Here is a 19,645-nt window from a genome sequence, read left to right on the forward strand (position 1 = left end):
GTCAGGCCGTCTGCTTCGCCGCCGCGCGCCCCGCCGCCCGCCCCGAGAAGAGGCAGCCGCCGAGGAAGGTGCCCTCCAGGGCGTTGTAGCCGTGGACGCCGCCGCCGCCGAATCCGGCGACCTCGCCGGCCGCGTACAGACCCTCGATCGCGCTGCCGTCGGCGCCCAGGGCGCGGGAGTCGAGGTCGGTCTGGATGCCGCCCAGGGTCTTGCGGGTGAGGATGTGCAGCTTGACGCCGATCAGCGGTCCGGCCGCCGGGTCGAGCACGCGGTGCGGGGTGGCGACGCGGCCGAGGCGGTCGCCGATGTAGCGGCGGGCGTTGCGGATGCCCTGGATCTGGGAGTCCTTGCTGTAGGGGTTGGCGACCTGGAGGTCGCGGGCCTCGATCTGACGGCGCACCTCGGCCGCGTCGAGCAGCGGCTTCTCGGTCAGCCCGTTCATCTTCTCGACGAGCTGCTCGAGCGTGTCGGCCACCACGAAGTCGGCGCCGTGCCGCACGAAGTCCGTGACCGGCCCGGGCGCGCCCTTGCCGAGCACCCGGTCCCGCAGGAACGCCTTGCGGTCCTTGGCGGTGATGTCGGGGTTCTGCTCGGAGCCCGACAGCGCGAACTCCTTCTCGATGATCTTCTGGGTGAGGATGAACCAGGAGTGGTCGTGGCCGGCGATGTCCTCGGTGGTACGCAGGTGCTTGAGGGTGCCGAGGGTGTCGTAGCCGGGCAGGCACGGGTCGGGCAGCCGGCGGCCGAGGGCGTCGAACCACAGCGAGGACGGGCCGGGCAGGATCCGGATGCCGTGGCCGGGCCAGACCGGGTTCCAGTTCTGCAGGCCCTCGGTGTAGTGCCACATGCGGTCGCGGTTGACCAGCCGCACGCCCGCGCCGGCGCTGATGTCGAGCATGCGCCCGTCGACGTACGCCGGTACGCCGGTGACCATCTCGGCCGGGGGCGTGCCCAGCCGCTCGGGCCAGTAGCGGCGCACGATGTCGTGATTGGCGCCGATGCCGCCGCTGGTGACGATGACGGCCTGGGCGGTCAGGTGGAAGTCCCCGATCGGGTCCCGGTTGGAGGCCACACCGCGGGGCGAGTCGTCGTCGGCCAGGACGGTCCCCCGCACCCCGCGTGCGGCGCCGTCCTCGACGACGAGCTCGTCGACCTGGTGGCGGTGGTAGAAGGTGAGCAGCCCGTCGCTCTCGGCCTGCTTGGCGTAGCGGGCGAAGGGCTCCACGACGCCGGTGCCCGTTCCCCAGGCGATGTGGAAGCGGGGTACGGAGTTGCCGTGTCCGTCGGAGCGCAGGTCGCCGCGCTCCGCCCAGCCGACCGTGGGCAGCAGCTTGATGCCGTGGCCCTCCAGCCAGGAGCGCTTCTCCCCCGCGGCGAACTCGACGTAGGCGCGCGCCCAGCGCACCGCCCAGGAGTCCTCGTCCTCGGAGCGGTCGAACTGCGCGCTGCCCTGCCAGTCGTTCCAGGCGAGGGCGAAGGAGTCCTTGATGCCCAGGCGGCGCTGCTCCGGGGAGTCCACGAGGAACAGCCCGCCGAAGGACCAGAACGCCTGGCCGCCGAGGTTGGCGGCGTTCTCCTGGTCCACCAGGGCGACGCGCCTGCCCCGGCTGGTGAGTTCGTGCGCCGCGACCAGGCCCGCGAGGCCCGCTCCGACGACGATGACGTCCGCGTCCATGGCGACCGTTTCCTTCCTCATCCGCCGCTGTGTGCGGCGGGCTTGTCGCTGCCGTCGGTGAGCAGCGCGGTGAGCAGTTGCTTGAGCCAGGCGCGGGCGCGCTCGACGTCCTTGTCCAGCAGCAGTTGGGTGGTGACTCCGTCGTACGCGGCGACCACCGCGTGGGCGGCGCCGTCGACGTCGCCGAGCACGGCGGGCAGTTCGGTGTGCCCCCGGGCCCGGGCCAGCCGGTCGGCGACGGCCTGCCGCAGCCGGGCCCGGTGGTCCAGCAGCGTCCGCGCCACGACCGGGTCGCGGGCGGCGTGCACCAGGAAGTCCGTCTTCACCAGGAGCCAGTCCAGGTCGAGGAGGAGCACCTCGGTGACGCGGTCCACGGCGGCGGCTACGTCGAGGTCGGGGCCGTCAAGGGCGAGCGCCCCGGCGACCTGGTCGGCGATGAGGTCGGCGCGCTGCCGGTAGAGGGCGAAGAACAGCTCGTCGAGGCTGTCGAAGTTCGAGTAGAAGGCGCCCCTGCTGTAGCCGGCGGCCTCGCAGACCTCCTCGATCGAGACCCGCCCGAAGCCCTTGGCTGCGAACACCGCGAAGGCGGCGTCGAGCAGGTTGGCGCGCGTGCGGACGCGGCGCTTGGTGACGCGCCCGGTCGTCTGTGCTGCCGCTGCCATCCCGGACCCCCCGTTCGATACGCGAATGTATCCGATACACCAACGCATCGAAAGATGCTGAGTGCGTGGCAGCGAAATCCACCAGGGGAAGCCAGAGGAAACCAGGGGAAACCAGGGGAAAATCGATGGGAACATATATTCGATTAAGGCGTACGCTGGACCCATGACCATGCACCTCCAGGGCTCGCTCTTCGACCAGACCGACGAGCTCCGGCTCGGCAGGCTCGACGGGATGCGCCGGACGGAGCTCGGGCACGGCGCCTGGATCGACGTACTGCCCGGATGGCTCACCGGAGCCGACGCCCTGTTCGAACAACTGGCGGCCGAGGTCCCGTGGCGTGCCGAGCGACGGAAGATGTACGACCAGGTCGTGGACGTGCCCCGGCTGCTCGCGTTCTACGACGCCGACGCCCCGCTGCCTCACCCGGTCCTCACCGAGGCCCGCGAGCTGCTCTCGGCGCACTACGCCGCCGAGCTGGGCGAGCCGTTCACCACGGCCGGGCTGTGCTACTACCGCGACGGCCGGGACAGCGTCGCCTGGCACGGCGACCGGATCGGGCGAGGCGCGCGCGAGGACACAATGGTCGCGATCCTCTCGGTGGGCGCACCCCGCGACCTGCTGCTGCGTCCGCTGCACGGGGGAGGCGACACGGTACGGCGCCCGCTGGGGCACGGCGACCTGATCGTGATGGGCGGCTCGTGCCAGCGCACCTGGGAGCACTGCGTACCCAAGACCGCGCGCGCCGCGGGACCGCGCATCAGCGTGCAGTTCCGCCCGCACGGGGTGCAGTGAGGCGCACGCCCGGTCGCGGGGACCGACCGGACGGAACCCTGTCCTCCCCGCACCCCTTCCCCCACACTGGGCCGGACAGGGGGGAGGCCCGGCGATGCCTGTGCGGGGACGGCGTGGCGAACTGGATTCCCTGCGCACCCTCGTCGTGGTGGGCCTGGTCTTCTTCCACGCGGCCCTGGTCTTCTCCCCGGACGACGACTACTACGTCAAGAACGCGGACACGACCGACGCCATCACCGTGCTCGCCGGGTTCGGCGTGGTGTGGGCGATGCCCATGCTGTTCCTCGTCGCCGGGCTCGGCGCGCGGCACTCGATCCGCCGCCGAGGTGCGGGCGGGTTCGCCCGCGAGCGCCTGCTGCGCCTGGGCGTTCCCCTGGTCTTCGCCACGCTCGCCCTCGACCCGCTCCCCCAGTGGCTGCGGCTGCGGGCCGCCGACCCCGGCTATCACGAGTCGTACTGGCACTTCTGGCCCCGCTTTCTCACCGTGCACCTCGACCTCGGCGACTTCCCCTTCGTCCTCGCCGGCCGCTACTTCGAGACCGGGCACCTCTGGTTCGTCGTCCTGCTGCTCACCTTCTGCCTGCTCCTCGCGCCGGTCGCCGCACCCCTCGCGGCCGCCGCGGAGCGCTCCGGCCCCCTCGTGGCCCGCCACCCCGCCCTGCTCCTGCTGCCCGCCCTGCCCCTCGCGGCGATCGACTCGCTGCTGGGCATGGAGGAGAACTTCGCGGGCTGGAACCGCTGGGCGTACCTGCTGTTCTTCCTCTACGGCCACGCCCTCGCCGACGACGACCGGATCCGCGCCGCCACGCGCCGCCTCGCCGTGCCGGTCGGCGTGCTGGGACTCCTGCTGTTCGCGGGCACCGCGCCGGGGTTCGTCACGCAGGACGACCCGTTCACCGCGTGGACCCCGTTCACGCTGATCACCCGGGCGCTGTTCGGCGCGGCGGGCTGGTGCTGGGTGCTGGCCATCCTCGGGCTGCTGGACCGGGCACGCGAAGGTCGCCCAGGCGAAGGCAGCTCACCCGAACCCCAGGAGGCAGGCGTCAGCCGCCGACGGGTGACGGCATACCTCGCCGTGGCCGCGCTGCCGCTGTACGTGCTGCACCAGCCGGTCGTGGTCGCGTTCGCCTACGGCGTGGTCGGATGGCCCGCGCCGATCGTGGTCAAGTACGCGGTGATCGTGACCGGCTCGCTGGCGGTGATCCTCGTGCTGTACGAGTACGGGGTCCGCCGGACGCGGCTGACGCGGTTCCTGTTCGGGATGCGGGCCGCCCCGCCAGGCAGGGCACCGTCGTGATCTGCTTTGCTGTCCCCATCGGGCACGGACCTCACCACGCGGGACGATCATGCGGGCAGATGTGCAGCACGTCGCGGACGGCACCTACCTGGTGCACGGCAGCAACACCAACTGGGTGATCCTCACCGAGGGGGACGCCGTCACCCTGATCGACACGGGCTACCCCGGCGACCGGCAGCTGGTCATGGAGTCCCTTGCGGCGGTGGGGAGTTCGCCGGAGGCGGTCGCGGCCGTGCTGATCACCCACGCGCACAACGACCACCTGGGCTCCGCCGAGTACCTGCGCGCCACCCACGGCACGCCGGTGTACCTGCACGAGGCCGAAGTGCCGCACGCGCGCCGGGAGTTCCTCCAGCAGGTGACCGTAGGAGAGGTGCTGAGGAACGCGTGGCGGCCGGGCGTCCTGCCCTGGATGGTGCACGTCCTGCGCTCCGGCGGCACCGAGCAGCACCCCGTCACCGCGCCCGAGCCGTTCCCGGGCACGGGCCCGCTGGACCTGCCCGGCCGGCCCGTCCCCGTGCACACCCCCGGCCACACGGTCGGGCACACCGTCTTCCATCTGCCGGACGCCGGAATCGTCGTATCCGGTGACGCCCTGGTCAGCGGCCACGCCACCTCGCGTGCCACGGGGCCGCAGCTGCTGCCGGACATGTTCCACCACGAGCGCGCCCGGGCCGTGGCGTCCCTCAACGTGATCGAAACCCTGGCCGCCGACGTACTGCTGCCCGGGCACGGGCCCGTGCACCAGGGGTCGGTGAAGGCGGCGGCGCAGCAGGCCCGGGAGCGGGCGGCCTAGCAGGCCAGGAAGTGGACAGCTCGGGCAGGCGACGCGGCGGCCCGCCTAAGCTCGGGCCATGGCTTTGCAGATCAGCGCCACCAATCCGGAGCACCCCGCGCTCCTGCTCGAACTCCCCTGGGACGTGCCCCTGGAGGAGTGGCCGGAGGAGTACCTCGTCCCACTGCCGCGCGGCATCTCCCGCCACGTCGTGCGCTACGCGCGCGCCGGCGACGAGGTGATCGCCGTCAAGGAGCTCGCGGAACGACCCGCGCTGCGCGAGTACGAGCTGCTGCGCGACCTCGACCGGCTGGGCATCCCCGCCGTGGACCCGCTGGCCGTGGTCACCGGCCGCGCCGACGCCGCGGGCGCCCCGCTGGAGCCGGTGCTGGTCACCCGGCACCTCGGCGGCTCGATGCCGTACCGGTCGATGTTCGAGACGACCATGCGCCCGGCGACCATGCACCGGCTCATGGACGCCCTCGCGGTGCTGCTGGTGCGTCTGCACCTGGCCGGGTTCGCCTGGGGCGACTGCTCCCTGTCCAACACGCTCTTCCGGCGCGACGCGGGCGCCTACGCCGCGTACCTGGTGGACGCGGAGACCGGCGACCTGCACCCGCAGCTGAGCCCCGGGCAGCGCGACTACGACCTCGACCTCGCCCGGGTCAACATCAGCGGCGAGCTGCTCGACCTGGAGGCGTCCGGGGCGCTGCACCCCTCCGTGGATCCGATCGAGTTCGGCATGGAGATCTGCGCCCGCTACGGGCGCCTGTGGCAGGAGCTGACCCGCACCTCCGTCTACCCGGCGGGCAAGTACCACTACATAGAACGCCGGATACGCCGGCTGAACGACCTCGGTTTCGACGTGGCCGAGATGCAGATCGAGCACTCCTCCAACGGCGACACGGTCACCTTCGTGCCCAAGGTCGTCGACGCGGGCCACCACCAGCGCCAGCTGCTGCGCCTGACCGGCCTGGACACCGAGGAGAACCAGGCCCGGCGGCTGCTCAACGACCTGGAGAGCTGGATGGCGACCCAGGACGACTACGCGCCGGGCGACCCCCTCACCGCCCGCCCGGAGGTGCTCGCCCACCGGTGGGTGCGGGACGTGTTCCGGCCCACCGTGCGCGCCGTACCACTCGACCTGCGCGGCTCGATGGACCCGGCCGAGATCTACCACGAGCTGCTCGAACACCGCTGGTACCTGTCCGAGCGCGCCCAGCACGACATCGGTCTGGACACGGCCGTGGAGGACTACATCAAGAAGATCCTCCCCAAGGCGCGCGAGACACTGGAGCCGACGACGCCCGAGTGACTCAGCCGTGCGGGACGACGGCGACCGGGCACTCCGCGTGGTGCAGCACCCCGTGCGCGACCGAGCCGATGCGGGCGCCCACGGCCGTACGGCGGCCCCGGCGTCCGACCACCATCAGCTGGGCCCGCCCGGTCACCGACAGCAGCACCTGCCCCGCGCTGCCCATCTCCACGTGCTCGACCACCGGCACGCCGGGGAAACGCGCCCGCCACGGTTCGAGGGCCTCGCCGAGCGCCTGCTTCTCGTACGGCTCCAGGCCCCCGGCGTCGTCGAGGAGCTTCAGCGAGCCCGGGCTGTAGGCGAACACCGGCGGCAGCGTCCAGGCTCGTACGGCGCGCACGGTGGCACCACGGGCCGCCGCCGTCTCGAAGGCGAACCGCAGGGCTTCGGCACTGTCGTCCGGGCTGCCCTCCTGCCCCACGACGATCTCGCGGCCGCCCGCCTCGGCGGCGGCCTGGTCCCCGGCCCGCACCAGGACCACGGGCCGTACGGCCTCGGCGATGACCTGCTGTCCGACGGAGCCCAGCAGGAAGCCCACGACGGCCGCGTGCCCGCGCGAGCCCAGCACCAGCAGCTCGGCGTCCGCCGCCGCGGCGACGAGCGTGTCGGCCGCGGGGCCTTCCAGAACGTCGGTGGACAGCTCCAGGTCCGGGTGCCGCTCGGCGACCGTCCGGACGGCGGCGGCCACCGCGTCCCGCACCCAGCGCGCCTGCGTGTCCCGGTCGGCCACCTCGGCCGGCACGGCCGACTGGAACCGCCAGGCGTGCACCACGCGCAGCGCCAGCCCTCTGCGGACGGCCTCCCTGGCCGCCCAGGCGAGTGCGGCCAGGCTCTCGTCCGTTCCGTCGACGCCTGCCGTGATGGGGCGCGTCATGCGCGTTGCCTCCCTGTGTCGCGTTCGGGGTCCGTGAGCCCCAGTCTTCACTACGCTCGCCTCCATGACCTTGGAATGGGAACAGGTGATCGTGGACGCGGCCGATCCGGAGGCCCTGGGGCGCTGGTGGGCCGAGGCGCTGGGCTGGGCGGTGGTGAACGACTCCCCCGACGAGTACGAGATCCGCCCGACGCCCGAGCGCCTGCCGGGGTTACTGTTCGTGCCGGTCCCGGAGGCCAAGTCCGTCAAGAACCGGCTGCACCTCGACTTCCGCCCCGAGGACCAGCGCGCCGAGGTGGAACGCCTGCTGTCCCTGGGCGCCCGGCACGCGGACGTGGGCCAGGGCGAACAGCCGTGGGTGTCGCTCACGGACCCGGAGGGCAACGAGTTCTGCGTCCTGGGTGAGCGTCGGCCCTGACGGCGTCCGGCCGGCCTGTGCCGCATACCCGAGCGAAGCGGGACGATCGAACATACGATGGGCGGGAGTCGGCGCGGCGGCGACGGAGGCGCCGTGCCGCACATCCGACCACTCGGGGTGGGAGACGTATGGCACAGGCCGCCGAGGCAGCGCGGACCGTCATCTTGACCGTGGACGACGACCCGGGAGTCTCCCGTGCCGTCGCCCGGGACCTCAGGCGGCGCTACGGCGAGTCGTACCGGATCGTGCGCGCGGAGTCCGGCGAGTCCGCGCTGGACGCGCTGCGCGAGCTGAAGCTGCGCGGCGACCTCGTGGCCGTGATCCTGGCCGACTACCGCATGCCGCAGATGAACGGCATCGAGTTCCTGGAACAGGCCCTGGACGTGTATCCGGGCGCGCGGCGAATACTGCTGACCGCGTACGCGGACACCGGCGCCGCGATCGACGCGATCAACATCGTCGATCTCGACCACTATCTGCTCAAACCGTGGGATCCGCCGGAGGAGAAGCTCTATCCGGTGCTGGACGATCTGCTGGAGGCGTGGCGCTGCAGCGACTTCCGGCCGGTGCCCAGCACCAAGGTGGTCGGCCACCGCTGGTCGGCGCGCTCGTCCGACGTGCGGGAGTTCCTGGCCCGCAACCAGGTGCCGTACCGCTGGTACTCGGCCGAGGAGCCCGAGGGGCAGCGGCTGCTGGCGGCGGCCGGGCAGGACGGTCAGCGACTGCCACTGGTGATCACCCCGGACGGGGTGCCGCTGGTCGAGCCGGAGGCGCCCGAGCTGGCCGCGCGGGTGGGGCTGGCGACGACACCGGCGGCCGACTTCTACGACCTCGTCGTGATCGGCGGTGGGCCCGCGGGGCTGGGTGCCGCGGTGTACGGGGCCTCGGAGGGGCTGCGGACCGTGCTCGTGGAGCGGTCGGCGACCGGCGGGCAGGCCGGGCAGAGCTCGCGGATCGAGAACTACCTCGGCTTCCCGGACGGCGTGTCGGGCGCGCAGCTCACCGAGCGGGCCCGGCGGCAGGCGGCGAAGTTCGGCGCCGAGATCCTCACCGCGCGCGAGGTGACGGGGCTGGAGGTCAACGGTGCCGCGCGGACGGTGCGGTTCTCGGACGGGTCGGCGGTCGCCGCGCACAGTGTGATCCTGGCGACCGGCGTGTCGTACCGGCAGCTGGAGGCGCCGGGTTGCAACGACCTGACCGGGTGCGGGGTGTTCTACGGGTCGGCGCTGACCGAGGCGGCATCCTGCCAGGGGCACGACGTGTACATCGTCGGCGGCGCCAATTCGGCCGGGCAGGCGGCCATGTACCTGGCGCGGGGCGCCAAGTCGGTGACTCTGCTGGTGCGCGGCTCCGACCTGTCCGCGTCGATGTCGTACTACCTGATCCAGCAGATCAGCGAGGCACCGAACATCTCGGTACGCGCGCGTACCGTCGTCGAGTCCGCGCACGGCTCCGACCACCTGGAGCAGCTCACGCTGCGCGACATGGACACCGGCCGGACCGAACTGGTCGACGCGCAGTGGATGTTCGTGTTCATCGGCGCGGCGCCGCTGACCGGCTGGCTGGACGGCACGGTGCTGCGGGACGAGCACGGGTTCATCCTGGCGGGCCCCGACCTCACCCCGGACGGGCGGCCACCGGCGGACTGGGAGCTGGACCGGCCGCCGTACCACCTGGAGACCAACATTCCCGGCGTGTTCGTAGCGGGCGACGCGCGCGCCGAGTCCGCGAAACGCGTCGCGTCCGCTGTCGGAGAGGGAGCCATGGCCGTGATGCTCGTCCACCGGTACCTGGAGCAGTCATGAGCGGTCAGGTGATGCCGTGCTGCCCGCAGGAGATAGGTTCGCTGTTCCTGTTCGAGAAGCTCACCCCGGAGCAGCTCGGCCGGTTGTGCAGCACGGGGCGGGTGGAGAGGTTCGAGCCCGGTCCCGTGTACACCGAGGGCGAGCCCGCCACCTGCTTCTACGTGATGATCGAGGGCACGGTCGTGCTGTCCCACCGGGTCGCCGGCGACGACGTGGAGGTCGGCCGGACCTCACAGCGCGGGGTGTACTCGGGGGCCATGCAGGCCTATCTCGGCGACCGGGTGCGGCAGGTCTACATCAACTCGATGCGTGTCACGGAGCCGACGCGGTTCTTCGTGCTGTCCGCGGAGACGTTCGCGAGCATCATGCAGGAGTGGTTCCCCATGGCGGTCCATCTGCTGGAGGGGCTGTTCTTCGGGTCGAAGAGCATGCAGCGGGCCGTCGGGCAGCGCGAACGGCTGCTGGCGCTGGGCTCGTTGTCCGCCGGACTCACGCACGAGCTCAACAACCCCGCCGCAGCGGCGGTACGGGCCACGGCGACGCTGCGCGAGCGGGTGGCGAAGATGCGGCACAAGCTCAGCGTGATCTCGTCGGGTCCGTATCCGCGCGAGGCGCTGGCGAACCTCATCGAGGTCCAGGAGCGCACCGCCGAACGCGTCGCCAAGGCACCCACGTTGAGCCCGCTGGAGGCCTCGGACCGGGAGGACGTGGTCACCGACTGGCTCGACGACCACGGCATCCCGGACGGCTGGCGGCTCGCGCCCACCTTCGTGCAGGCCGGCCTCGACGTCGACTGGCTGGACCAGGTCGCGGCGGCCGTGGACGAGGAGATCCTGCCGGGCGCGGTGGGCTGGCTCAACTACACCGTCGAGACCGAACTGTTGATGGACGAGATCGAGGACTCCACCACCCGCATCTCGCACCTCGTGGACGCCGCCAAGCAGTACTCACAGCTCGACCGCGCCCCCTACCAGGTCGCCGACGTGCACGAACTCCTCGACAGCACCCTCCTGATGCTCTCGGGGAAGATCGGGGAGCGGATCAAGGTCGTGAAGGAGTTCGACCGTACGCTTCCGCGGATCCCGGCGTACCCGGCGGAGCTCAACCAGGTGTGGACCAACCTGATCGACAACGCGGTCTCCGCCGTCAACAGCGCCGGCGGCGAGGGGACGTTGACTGTCCGGACCGCGTTGAAGAACGACCAGTTGGTGGTGGAGTTCCAGGACACGGGGACCGGGGTACCGCCGGAGATCCGCGGCCGCATCTTCGACCCGTTCTTCACGACCAAGCCGGTGGGCGAGGGCACGGGACTGGGCCTGGACATCTCCTGGCGGATCGTCGTCAACAAGCACCACGGCAGCATCGAGGTCGAGTCCGTACCGGGCGACACCCGGTTCCGGGTTCTCCTCCCGCTCACGGCGGCGGACCCCGACAGCATCCCAGAGGAGGCGGCATGAGCAGCGACGCCAGCATCAACACGAGCGTCCCGCCGAGCGGTACCGGCTGCGTCGAGTGCGATGCGGCCGGCGGCTGGTGGTTCCATCTGCGGCGGTGCACGGAGTGCGGCCACGTCGGCTGCTGCGACTCCTCCCCCGCCCAGCACGCCACGGCGCACTTCAAGGCGACCGGGCATCCCCTGGTGCGCAGTTTCGAGCCGGGCGAGGACTGGTTCTGGAACTACGAGACGAACGAGTTGTACGAGTCCGGGCCTCAGCTCGCGCCGCCGGAGAGCCACCCCGCAAACCAGCCCACTCCGGGGCCGGCGGGGCGGGTGCCGGCGAACTGGGCGGAGAAGCTGAACTGAGCCCACCGTCCTGGCCGCGGCACGAGCGTTGTCACCGGCGCGTGCCAGGATGGACCCGTGCCGCAGACCGTCTTCACCACGCCTCTCGTCGGCCGGGAGGGGGAACTCTCCCGCCTCGCCCGTGTACTTGAGCGCGCCCGCGCCGGTGACGCCCGTGCCGTGCTGGTCGCCGGGGACGCCGGGGTCGGCAAGACACGGGTCCTGGACGAGGTCGCCGGGCAGGCGGCCGGGGCCGGGACGACCGTGTTCACCGGTCACTGTGTCGACCTGGGTGACGTGGGCCTGCCGTATCTGCCGTTCACCGAGATCCTGGGGGCGATGGCCGCCGACGAGCGGTTCGCGGCGGTGCTGTCCGCGCATCCCGTGGTGGACCGGCTGCTGGGCGCGGGGACGGACGCCGCCGGGGACGCGGGCGGGCGGCTGAGGCTCTTCGAGGGGGTCGCGGCGCTGCTGGCCGACCTGGCGAGGACCGCTCCCCTGCTGCTCGTCGTGGAGGACCTGCACTGGGCCGACCAGTCCTCCCGGGACCTGCTGCGGTTCCTGCTCAGCCGCGGCCTCCTCCAACGCCCCGCCGGCGGTGCGCCCACCCACCGCCTCGCGGTGTTCGCGTCGTACCGCGCCGACGACCTGCACCGCCGCCACCCTCTGCGCCCGCTGCTGGCCGAACTGGTGCGGCTGCCCTCCGTCGAGCGACTGGAGCTGCGGCCCCTGACCGACACGGAGGTCGCCCGGCTGGTACGCGCCCGGCAGGACCGTCTGCTGCCCGACGCCACGGTCCGCGGGATCGTGGAGCGCGCCGAGGGCAACGCCTTCTACGCGGAGGAGCTGCTCGCGGCGACCGACGCGCAGGCCGACGGCGTGCCCAGCGGCCTGGCCGACGTCCTCCTCATCCGCGTCGAGCAGCTGTCCGAGACCGCGCAACTGGTGCTGCGCACCGCCGCGGTGGCCGGGCGCCGTGTCGAGCACGACCTGCTGAGCGACGCGGTCGGGCTGCCCGAGGACGAGCTGGAGTCGGCGTTGCGCGAGGCCGTCGGGCACCAGCTCCTCGTCGCCGGGGACGGGGACACGTACGCCTTCCGGCACGCGCTTGCCCGCGAGGCGGTGTACGCCGATCTGCTGCCCGGTGAACGGGCACGGCTGCACGGCGCCTACGCCCGGCTGCTGGCCGCGCGCGGACGCACCGCGGAGACCGCGGCCGAGCGCGCCCACCACTACCGCGAGAGCCACGACCTGCCCGAGGCGCTGGCCGCCTCGCTGGAGGCCGCCGACCACGCCCAGCGGCTGGGCGCCCCGGCCGAGGAGCTGCGGCATCTGGAGGCCGCCCTGGATCTGTGGTCCTCCGTGCCGCCCGAGGCACGGCCGGCCGCCACCGGAGTCGACCCGGTCACGCTGACGCTGCGCGCCTCCGCCGCGGCCGCGCACGCCGGGGACTCTCATCGGGCGGTCTCCCTCACCCGGGCCGCCCTCGCCTGGGTCGGCCAGGACGCCGACTCGGCGCTCGCCGCCCGGATCCGCTACACCCTTGCCGGAAACCTGCTCACCGTGGACCGGCTGCAGGCCGCCTTCCGCTACAGCAGCGAGGCGCTGGCGCTGATACCCGCCGAGCCGCCGTCCCGGACCTGGGTGTGGGCGGCGGCCACGCACGTGATGGCGGCTCGTCAGCTCGGCGCGGACGAGACGGCCCTGCGCATCGCCCACCGTGCCCTGCGCGTCGCGGAGGAACTGGGCATGCCCGATGCCCAGGCCGACCTGCTGATCTCCCTGGCCAATCTCGAAGGAGGCGGCCGGCGGTCCGCGGAGGGTCAGGAGCGGCTACGGCGGGCCCGGGAGCTGGCCCGGTCCGCCGGGCACGGTCCCGTGGAGATGCGCGCGCTGTTCAACCAGTCCATCAGCCGTTTCGAGTCCGGCGACCTGGAGGCGTGTCTGCCGCTGCTGGCCGAGGCCCTGGAGCGGGCCCGCCGGTCCGGGCTGCTGTCCTCGTCCTATCCGCTGGGGATGCGCTACCTCCAGCTGCTGGCGATGTACACGCTCGGCCGCTGGGACGAGTGCCTGCGTGCGGCGGCCGACGCCGAGGCCGTGCTGCCCGCCACGGGCGCCTTCGCGGCGGGGCCCGCGCTGTACGTGGCGGTGGCCCGGGGCGACTTCGGGACCGCCGAGCGGGCGCACGCCCTGATGGACGGCCCGTTCAACTGGATGGGCACGCTCGTCGCCGGCATCGTCCTGACCGACAGCGCCGCACTGCGCGGCGACCCGGAAGCGGCCGTGGAGCGGATGCGGGCGGCGCTCACGGCGCTCGGCGACGACTCGGGGCGGCGGCCCGACGTCGCGGTCCGGCTCGCCGCCCTCTGTCTCGCGGCGATCGCCGACCGGACCGCCGAGCTGCGCCGCGCGGGGAACGTGCGCGAGCTGTGCCGCTGGACGGACACCGCGGCCGAGTTGGTGGAGCAGGCGCGCGCCTCCGCGGAGCGGGACGAGGAGGGCCGTCCGCAGGGTCCGGAGGGGCAGGCGTGGCTGGCCCGCGCCGAGGCGGAGTGGGCTTCGGTGGAGTCGGGACCGGACCCGGCGGCCTGGGAGAAGGTGGTCGCCGCGTTCGGGTACGGCGACACCTACGAGCAGGCCCGGTGCCGGCTGCGGTACGCCGAGGCCCTGCTGGCCGTGGAGCGGCGCGGGGAAGCGGCGGGGCAGCTGCGCGCGGCCCGTCCCACGGCTGTCGCGCTGGGAGCGGTACCGCTGCTGGAGCGGATCGACGCGCTGACCCGCCGGGGCCGGCTCACGGACACCGCGCCCGGCGAGGAGCGTGTGCCACCGCTGACCGCGCGGGAGCAGGACGTGCTGCGCCTTCTCGCGCTCGGCCGCAGCAACCGCCAGATCGGCGAGGAGCTGTTCATCACCGGCAAGACGGCGAGCGTCCATGTCTCCAACATCCTCGCCAAGCTGGGCGCCGCGAGCCGTACGGAGGCGGTGGCGATCGCGTACCGGGAGGGGCTGATCGCACCGGACCCGAGCGCTTCCGGCTGAGCCGCACGCCCCTCCGGGAGGGGGTGAACCGCCACGCGGATACACCTCGCACGCTCACGGAGGGTGCCCCGCCCGCCGGCGGGGCACCCGGACCGTCCGGGTCGGCCTCGCGTCAGTTGCGCGCGGCCGGCGTGTTGGCGGCGGTGACGTTGACGGCGGCCCAGGCGCGGTCCACCGCCTTGTACTCCGTGCTGTCCGCCCCGTAGAGGTCCTCCGCCGCCTTCAGCGTCGCGACGCGCGCGTCGTGGAAGTCGGTCGTGGAGACCATGTAGCGGGTCAGGGCGCGGTAGAAGATCGCCGTGGCCTTGGTGCGGCCGATGCCCGTCACCGGAAGGCCGTCGTAGGTCGGCGAGTCGTAGGTGACAGTGCCGATCGTCTTCTTGCCGCTGCCCTCGGCGAGGAGGTAGTACGCGTGCGAGGAGACACCGGAGCCGGCGTGGACCTCGGTGTCGTACGTCGACGCGGACCAGTAGTCGATCGTGCCCTCCAGCGTGTCGAGGGAGGGCTTGTCGAGGCGACGCAGGAACTTCTGGGAGAGGCCCAGCTTCTCGCCCACGAGGTAGTTCGGCGGGTTGTTCGGGTTGTTCGCGCTGAACTCGACGTTGGAGCCGAAGATGTCCGCAAGGGACTCGTTCAGGGAGCCTGGCTCGCCGTACTGATTGCCCTGCGCGTCCACGCGGGTGGGCTCCAGGCCGGCGGTCGCGTCGACGACGCCGTGGGTGAGTTCGTGGCCGGTGACGTCGAGGACGACGAGCGGCTTCTTGAACAGCGTCCCGTCGCCGTCGCCGTACAGCATGCAGTCGCAGTACGGGTCCCAGAACGCGTTGCCGACCTGGTCGCCGAAGTGGACCATGGCGCGGGCGCCCTTGCTGTTGTTCTCGATGCCCTTGCGGCCGAAGGTCTTCTTGTAGAAGTCCAGGGTCTTGGCGATGCCGTACTGGGCGTCGACGGCGGCGCTGGCGCGGCTGGAGACGGCGCCGTTGCCCCACTTGTTGTTGGTGGTGGTGAACTGCTTGCCCTGCGCGAAGTTCTCCAGTTCCTGGCCCTTGGCGTCCCGCGTCTCGGTGTTCCAGCGGGACGGGTCCTTCAGCACGTACGTGGTGCTCGCCGTGCGGGTGGTGATCAGCGGGACCTTGCCGACGAAGAGGGAGGTGCCGGTGCCGAAGGCGGTCGCCGGATAGCGGGCGGCGGCTCCGGTCGCGGAGGTCGCCGAGGTGGCGGAGGTAGCGGCGAGGGAGGCGGTCTGCGGTGCGGTGCCGACGGCCGGGTTGAGCGTCTCGCCGCGCTCGCTCAGGGTGTCGAGCAGCTGGGGCGACAGGAACTCGTCGCTGTCGGGCGTGTTGCTGCGCACCTTGCCGGTGAGGGCGTCGATGACGACCGTACGGGAGCCGCCGCCCTCGGTGGTGTCGCTGTCGCTCACACGCACCTGGTAGGCGAGCGCCGAGGAGCCGTCGCGGGCGTCGACCACGAGTTCGGCAGTGCCCGCATCGCCCTTGGCGACGGCGGCGGCCTTCGTCTCGGCCTGCCGTGCCGTCAGCTTGGCCTTGCCGGCGGCGGGCCGGACCGTGTGGTCGGCGGCGCGGGTGACGCCCGCGTACTTCAGCCGCTGGGTGAGGTGGACGACCAGGTCGCCGCCGAGGACCGGCATGCCCCGATGGGTCCGGGCAAACCGGACGTGACGCGCGCCTTCCGGGTCGATCAGCACGTCCTGGGCGTGCAGTTCGTCGCCCGGGGTGACGCCGGTCGCGGAGGCGTGGGCGAAGGCGGCGGCAGTGGCCGCCCCCACGACGGACGCGGCCGAGGTCGAGGCAGCGCCCGCTGCCGTCCCCGAGGCCGGGCCCGCGAAGGCAGTGCCCGCGAGCCCCGTGGCGGCCGTCGTCACAGCGACGGCCACCGCCAGGCTGCGTATATGGGGTCTACGCACTACGGAGGGTTCCTTCGTTCGCAGACGGCTGAGTGACCAACCGCCCTGACGCATGGCGCCGTTGAACGCCATGAGGGCCGGGAGGGCCCCAGAGTGAAACCCTTATGGATCAGTCATGTCCATGTAAAGCCTGAATGGTCCTCTTACCTGCTTTTCATGGCATTACTTTGCACATACGCCCCGCTCAGTGATCGGCGAATGACCAACTGTGCGTCGACTGCGTAGATATGACGAGACGCGAGAAGGTTGCCCCGGCGCGGGTGTGACACATCTCGCATTGACGCCCACTCGACCGACCAACCGACCGACCAACCGACCGACCAACCGACGAACAGGAGAGAAACCCAATGGTCACAGCAACGGTCCGCACGGGTACGGCACTGGGGGCGGTCCTGTTGCCCCTCCTCGGGGCTCCGGCGAACGCCGTGCCCCGGGAGACGACCCCCGCCGCGGTCACGGCCGGTGCGCTGCCGCAGCCCGACCTCACGGGACTGCTCGGGGTCCTGCGCACAGCGCAGCGGCAGGGCGCGCCGGGTGCGATGGCGCGGATCGATGACCACGGCACGGTCCGCCTCGCGGCCGTGGGCGTGGCAGACCGCGTCACCGGACGGGCCCTGGCCGACACCGACCGCTTCCGTGTCGGCAGCATCACCAAGACCTTCTCCGCCGTCGTCCTGCTGCAACTGGCCGACGAGGGCAGGCTGAACCTGGACGCCCCGGTCAACCGCTATCTGCCGGGGCTGCTGCCCGACGACCGGATCACGGTGCGGCATGTGCTGAGCCACCGCAGCGGCCTGTACGACTACACGAACGACATGTTCGCGGAGTCGGTCGCGGGCTTCGAGGCGGTCCGCACCAAGGTCTTCACCTACCGCCAGCTGGTGGCCCGTTCGCTACAGCATCCGCCCACCAACGAACCCGGTGCCGCCTACTCCTACTCCAACACCAACTTCGTCGTCGCCGGCCTCCTCATCGAGAAGCTGACCGGACACTCCGTGGGCACCGAGTACCAGAACCGGATCATCACGCCGCTGAACCTGCGCGACACCTTCTACGTCCACCCCGGCACCCTGATCCCCGGCCGCCACGCCCACGGCTACCTCACCCCCGACGAGGACGGCGCCCCGCTGGTCGACGCCACCGAGCAGACGGTGTCCTGGGCGCAGAGCGCGGGCGCGGTCATCTCCAGCACCCGCGACCTCAACACCTTCTACTCGGCGCTGCTGCGGGGCCGGCTGACCTCGGCCACGGGGCTGACGGAGATGGAACAGTGGGTTCCGGTCAACGACACGCAGGCGTACGGGCTCGGGCTGCGGCGGCGGGATCTGTCCTGCGGGGTGTCCGTGTACGGGCACACGGGCACCGTGCAGGGCTACTACAGCTTCGCGTTCACGTCGAAGGACGGCCGGCGCAGCCTCACCGCACTCGCCACCACCTCCAACAACGGCGATGTGCTGAACACGATGCTGAGCACGCTGGAGTCCGCGTTCTGCGGCAAGCGGGAGCGAACTGCCTCCACGGGCGGCCGCGATGTGTCCGTCGAACGCCACGAGGACGTCGCTCCGGGGATCGCCAGGAACTGAGCCGCCTCCCGGTGCCGAGGAACCCTCCCGTCCTCGTGCACGTTGTCCGGACGAGACCCTGACAGGTCCGGCATCACGACACCAGGGCGGCACGATGAGCGAGTTGGTCCCCGGAGGCAATGTGCCCCTCCCGGGCGGCGCCCTGACCATCCGGGTGCCCGGCCCGTTCGACGTGTCCGCGCTGATCACCGACGACGGCGGCAGGGTCCGGGGCGACGGCGACTTCGTCTTCTACAACCAGCCGACCGCCCCGGGGGCCCGCCTGAGCGGCGACACACTGACCGTCGCCCCGTCCGCACTGCGCGCCGGGGCCACCCGGGTCACGGTGGTCGTCAGCCCCGCCGACCCCGGCACTCCCCTGGGCCGGCTGCCCGTGCCCGTACTCCATGTCACCGATCCGCACGGCCGTACGCTCGCCCGGTTCGCCCCGCCACGGCCACAGCGGGAGGCGGTTCTGCTGCTCGCGGAGATATACCGGCGAGGCACCGGCTGGAAGCTGCGCGCCGTCGGACAGGGGTACGCCGACGGACTGGCGGGCCTCGCCCGGGACTTCGGCGTGGACGTCACCGACGACACGGCCGGGGCGCCCACCGCTGTGCCCACGGCGCCCGCTTCCGTGCCCTCACCGAGGCCCATGCCGGGCCTCGGGATCACCGCCGGGTCCGCCTCCGTACGCGGGCCGGGTCCCGTTCCCGGCCGTGCGCCCGCCCGTGAGGTCGCCTCCCTCCACCCGCGCGGCCACGCTCCCGCCCCCGACCCCGACGGCTTCGTGAGCCTGGTCAACACCGCCCGCGCCGGGGCCGGTTCCCCGCCCGTCACCCTCGACGCCCGGCTGGTCTCCGCGGCGCGCGAGCATGCGGCGGCCATGGCCGCGGTGGGCCGTCTCGGCACCGAGGGCCGGGACGGCGTCTCCGTCCACCAGCGCGTCACCGCCGCCGGCTACGCGTATCTCACCGTCGGCGAGCACCTGGTATCCGGTCCGCGCACGCCCGCCGAGTTCGTCGCGTACTGCCTGCGCACCGACCAGCCCCGGCGCACCCTCCAGGACCCGGCGTTCACTCACGCCGGCCTGGCGTACGTCACGGGCGGCGGCGACACCTACTGGACCGCACTGTGGACGACACCGCTCACCGCCGACGGGCTGGCCCGCACGGAGGCCGAGGTCATCGCCCTCACCAACGCCGAGCGCGCCCGGACCGGCCTGCGCCCCCTGTCCGCCGATCCGCATCTCCACACCGCCGCGCGGGCCCACAGTGCGGACATGGTGGCGCGTGCCTTCTACTCCCACAGCTCGCCCGAAGGCAGCCGGCCCTGGGACCGGGCCGCCGCGGCTGGCTCCACCCGGCGCTCGATCGGCGAGAACATCGCCTGCGGGCAGCGCTCCCCCGCCGAAGTGGTCGAGGGCTGGATGAACAGCCCAGGCCATCGCGCCAACATCCTCAAGCCCGGCTTCACCCACATCGGGGTCGGCTTCGCGGGCGGCGGCCCGGCGGGCACGTACTGGACCCAGCTCTTCGGCGCCTGAGAAGCAACGAGCCACGCTGTCTCGGCCATCTGGCCGCACCGCAGAGGTGTTGTCCTGGTCGGAGCGGTTCGGTCTGCGCCGGAACGGGGCTTCGACGGCGCCGCGTTCATTGCGCGCCGCCGAATAAGCCCGCGCCGGGCAGATCACATTCAAGTTCGTTTACCGCTGGTTACCACC

At 72.3% G+C, this 19,645-nt stretch carries 15 protein-coding genes; 11 read left to right on the forward strand and 4 right to left on the reverse strand.

The genetic code is table 11. The features are described 5' to 3' along the window. Position 1: 1 nt before the first annotated feature. Both ABT114_RS42805 and ABT114_RS42810 read right to left on the reverse strand, forming a co-directional pair. Complete coding sequence (locus ABT114_RS42805; protein WP_351150589.1) at positions 2–1,675, reverse strand: FAD-binding dehydrogenase; 1,674 nt, start codon at positions 1,673–1,675, stop codon at positions 2–4. A gap of 17 nt (positions 1,676–1,692) precedes the next feature. Beyond that, the gene (locus ABT114_RS42810) at positions 1,693–2,337 is read right to left on the reverse strand and encodes a TetR/AcrR family transcriptional regulator (RefSeq protein ID WP_351150443.1); all 645 of its coding nucleotides are present in this window, start codon (positions 2,335–2,337) and stop codon (positions 1,693–1,695) included. A 163-nt stretch (positions 2,338–2,500) separates the two neighbouring features. Here ABT114_RS42810 and ABT114_RS42815 point away from each other — a divergent pair, with 163 nt between their 5' ends. From ABT114_RS42815 to ABT114_RS42830, 4 genes are all read left to right on the forward strand, one after another. Next, positions 2,501–3,130 (forward strand): alpha-ketoglutarate-dependent dioxygenase AlkB, encoded by a 630-nt coding sequence (locus ABT114_RS42815; RefSeq protein ID WP_351150445.1) that lies wholly within the window; start codon positions 2,501–2,503, stop codon positions 3,128–3,130. A gap of 94 nt (positions 3,131–3,224) precedes the next feature. Further along, positions 3,225–4,427 (forward strand): acyltransferase family protein, encoded by a 1,203-nt coding sequence (locus tag ABT114_RS42820; RefSeq protein WP_351150448.1) that lies wholly within the window; start codon positions 3,225–3,227, stop codon positions 4,425–4,427. Positions 4,428–4,476: 49 nt separating this feature from the next. Beyond that, on the forward strand, positions 4,477–5,223 hold the full coding sequence (locus ABT114_RS42825) for an MBL fold metallo-hydrolase (protein ID WP_351150450.1): 747 nt from the start codon (positions 4,477–4,479) through the stop codon (positions 5,221–5,223). A 58-nt stretch (positions 5,224–5,281) separates the two neighbouring features. Continuing rightward, complete coding sequence (locus ABT114_RS42830) at positions 5,282–6,517, forward strand: DUF4032 domain-containing protein (RefSeq protein WP_351150452.1); 1,236 nt, start codon at positions 5,282–5,284, stop codon at positions 6,515–6,517. A gap of 1 nt (position 6,518) precedes the next feature. Here the strand turns inward: ABT114_RS42830 and ABT114_RS42835 are convergent, their stop codons facing one another. Then, the gene (locus ABT114_RS42835; protein ID WP_351150454.1) at positions 6,519–7,391 is read right to left on the reverse strand and encodes a universal stress protein; all 873 of its coding nucleotides are present in this window, start codon (positions 7,389–7,391) and stop codon (positions 6,519–6,521) included. Between the two features lie 64 nt (positions 7,392–7,455). Here ABT114_RS42835 and ABT114_RS42840 point away from each other — a divergent pair, with 64 nt between their 5' ends. From ABT114_RS42840 to ABT114_RS42860, 5 genes are all read left to right on the forward strand, one after another. Beyond that, positions 7,456–7,809: a VOC family protein gene (locus ABT114_RS42840; protein WP_351150457.1), complete on the forward strand. Its 354-nt coding sequence runs from the start codon at positions 7,456–7,458 to the stop codon at positions 7,807–7,809. A gap of 128 nt (positions 7,810–7,937) precedes the next feature. Beyond that, positions 7,938–9,614: an NAD(P)/FAD-dependent oxidoreductase gene (locus tag ABT114_RS42845; RefSeq protein WP_351150460.1), complete on the forward strand. Its 1,677-nt coding sequence runs from the start codon at positions 7,938–7,940 to the stop codon at positions 9,612–9,614. After that, positions 9,611–11,071: an ATP-binding protein gene (locus ABT114_RS42850; RefSeq protein ID WP_351150462.1), complete on the forward strand. Its 1,461-nt coding sequence runs from the start codon at positions 9,611–9,613 to the stop codon at positions 11,069–11,071. Before ABT114_RS42845 ends, ABT114_RS42850 begins: the two co-directional genes overlap by 4 nt. Beyond that, a complete protein-coding gene (locus ABT114_RS42855; protein WP_351150464.1) occupies positions 11,068–11,418 on the forward strand; it encodes a UBP-type zinc finger domain-containing protein in 351 nt (116 codons plus the stop codon). Before ABT114_RS42850 ends, ABT114_RS42855 begins: the two co-directional genes overlap by 4 nt. Positions 11,419–11,475: 57 nt before the next feature. Next, positions 11,476–14,436, forward strand: a complete 2,961-nt coding sequence (locus ABT114_RS42860; protein ID WP_351150466.1) for a helix-turn-helix transcriptional regulator — start codon at positions 11,476–11,478, stop codon at positions 14,434–14,436. A gap of 112 nt (positions 14,437–14,548) precedes the next feature. Here the strand turns inward: ABT114_RS42860 and ABT114_RS42865 are convergent, their stop codons facing one another. Then, complete coding sequence (locus ABT114_RS42865) at positions 14,549–16,360, reverse strand: M4 family metallopeptidase (protein WP_351150469.1); 1,812 nt, start codon at positions 16,358–16,360, stop codon at positions 14,549–14,551. A gap of 347 nt (positions 16,361–16,707) precedes the next feature. Here ABT114_RS42865 and ABT114_RS42870 point away from each other — a divergent pair, with 347 nt between their 5' ends. Together ABT114_RS42870 and ABT114_RS42875 are read left to right on the forward strand one after the other, a co-directional pair. Continuing rightward, positions 16,708–17,943: a serine hydrolase domain-containing protein gene (locus ABT114_RS42870; protein WP_351150471.1), complete on the forward strand. Its 1,236-nt coding sequence runs from the start codon at positions 16,708–16,710 to the stop codon at positions 17,941–17,943. A 94-nt stretch (positions 17,944–18,037) separates the two neighbouring features. Continuing rightward, a complete protein-coding gene (locus ABT114_RS42875) occupies positions 18,038–19,468 on the forward strand; it encodes a CAP domain-containing protein (RefSeq protein WP_351150474.1) in 1,431 nt (476 codons plus the stop codon). The last annotated feature ends 177 nt before the right edge of the window (positions 19,469–19,645 follow it).

The organism is Streptomyces sp. NPDC002088, from assembly GCF_040296605.1.
Taxonomy (GTDB): domain Bacteria; phylum Actinomycetota; class Actinomycetes; order Streptomycetales; family Streptomycetaceae; genus Streptomyces.

Bases quoted from the DNA above. Each gene is read 5' to 3' on its own strand.
- ABT114_RS42850 (WP_351150462.1), top strand. From the start codon at position 9,611: ATGAGCGGTCAGGTGATGCCGTGCTGCCCGCAGGAGATAGGTTCGCTG.
- ABT114_RS42815 (WP_351150445.1), top strand. From the start codon at position 2,501: ATGACCATGCACCTCCAGGGCTCGCTCTTCGACCAGACCGACGAGCTC.
- ABT114_RS42835 (WP_351150454.1), bottom strand. From the start codon at position 7,391: ATGACGCGCCCCATCACGGCAGGCGTCGACGGAACGGACGAGAGCCTG.
- ABT114_RS42805 (WP_351150589.1), bottom strand. From the start codon at position 1,675: ATGGACGCGGACGTCATCGTCGTCGGAGCGGGCCTCGCGGGCCTGGTC.
- ABT114_RS42825 (WP_351150450.1), top strand. From the start codon at position 4,477: ATGCGGGCAGATGTGCAGCACGTCGCGGACGGCACCTACCTGGTGCAC.
- ABT114_RS42820 (WP_351150448.1), top strand. From the start codon at position 3,225: ATGCCTGTGCGGGGACGGCGTGGCGAACTGGATTCCCTGCGCACCCTC.
- ABT114_RS42855 (WP_351150464.1), top strand. From the start codon at position 11,068: ATGAGCAGCGACGCCAGCATCAACACGAGCGTCCCGCCGAGCGGTACC.
- ABT114_RS42870 (WP_351150471.1), top strand. From the start codon at position 16,708: ATGGTCACAGCAACGGTCCGCACGGGTACGGCACTGGGGGCGGTCCTG.
- ABT114_RS42840 (WP_351150457.1), top strand. From the start codon at position 7,456: ATGACCTTGGAATGGGAACAGGTGATCGTGGACGCGGCCGATCCGGAG.
- ABT114_RS42845 (WP_351150460.1), top strand. From the start codon at position 7,938: ATGGCACAGGCCGCCGAGGCAGCGCGGACCGTCATCTTGACCGTGGAC.
- ABT114_RS42875 (WP_351150474.1), top strand. From the start codon at position 18,038: ATGAGCGAGTTGGTCCCCGGAGGCAATGTGCCCCTCCCGGGCGGCGCC.
- ABT114_RS42830 (WP_351150452.1), top strand. From the start codon at position 5,282: ATGGCTTTGCAGATCAGCGCCACCAATCCGGAGCACCCCGCGCTCCTG.
- ABT114_RS42810 (WP_351150443.1), bottom strand. From the start codon at position 2,337: ATGGCAGCGGCAGCACAGACGACCGGGCGCGTCACCAAGCGCCGCGTC.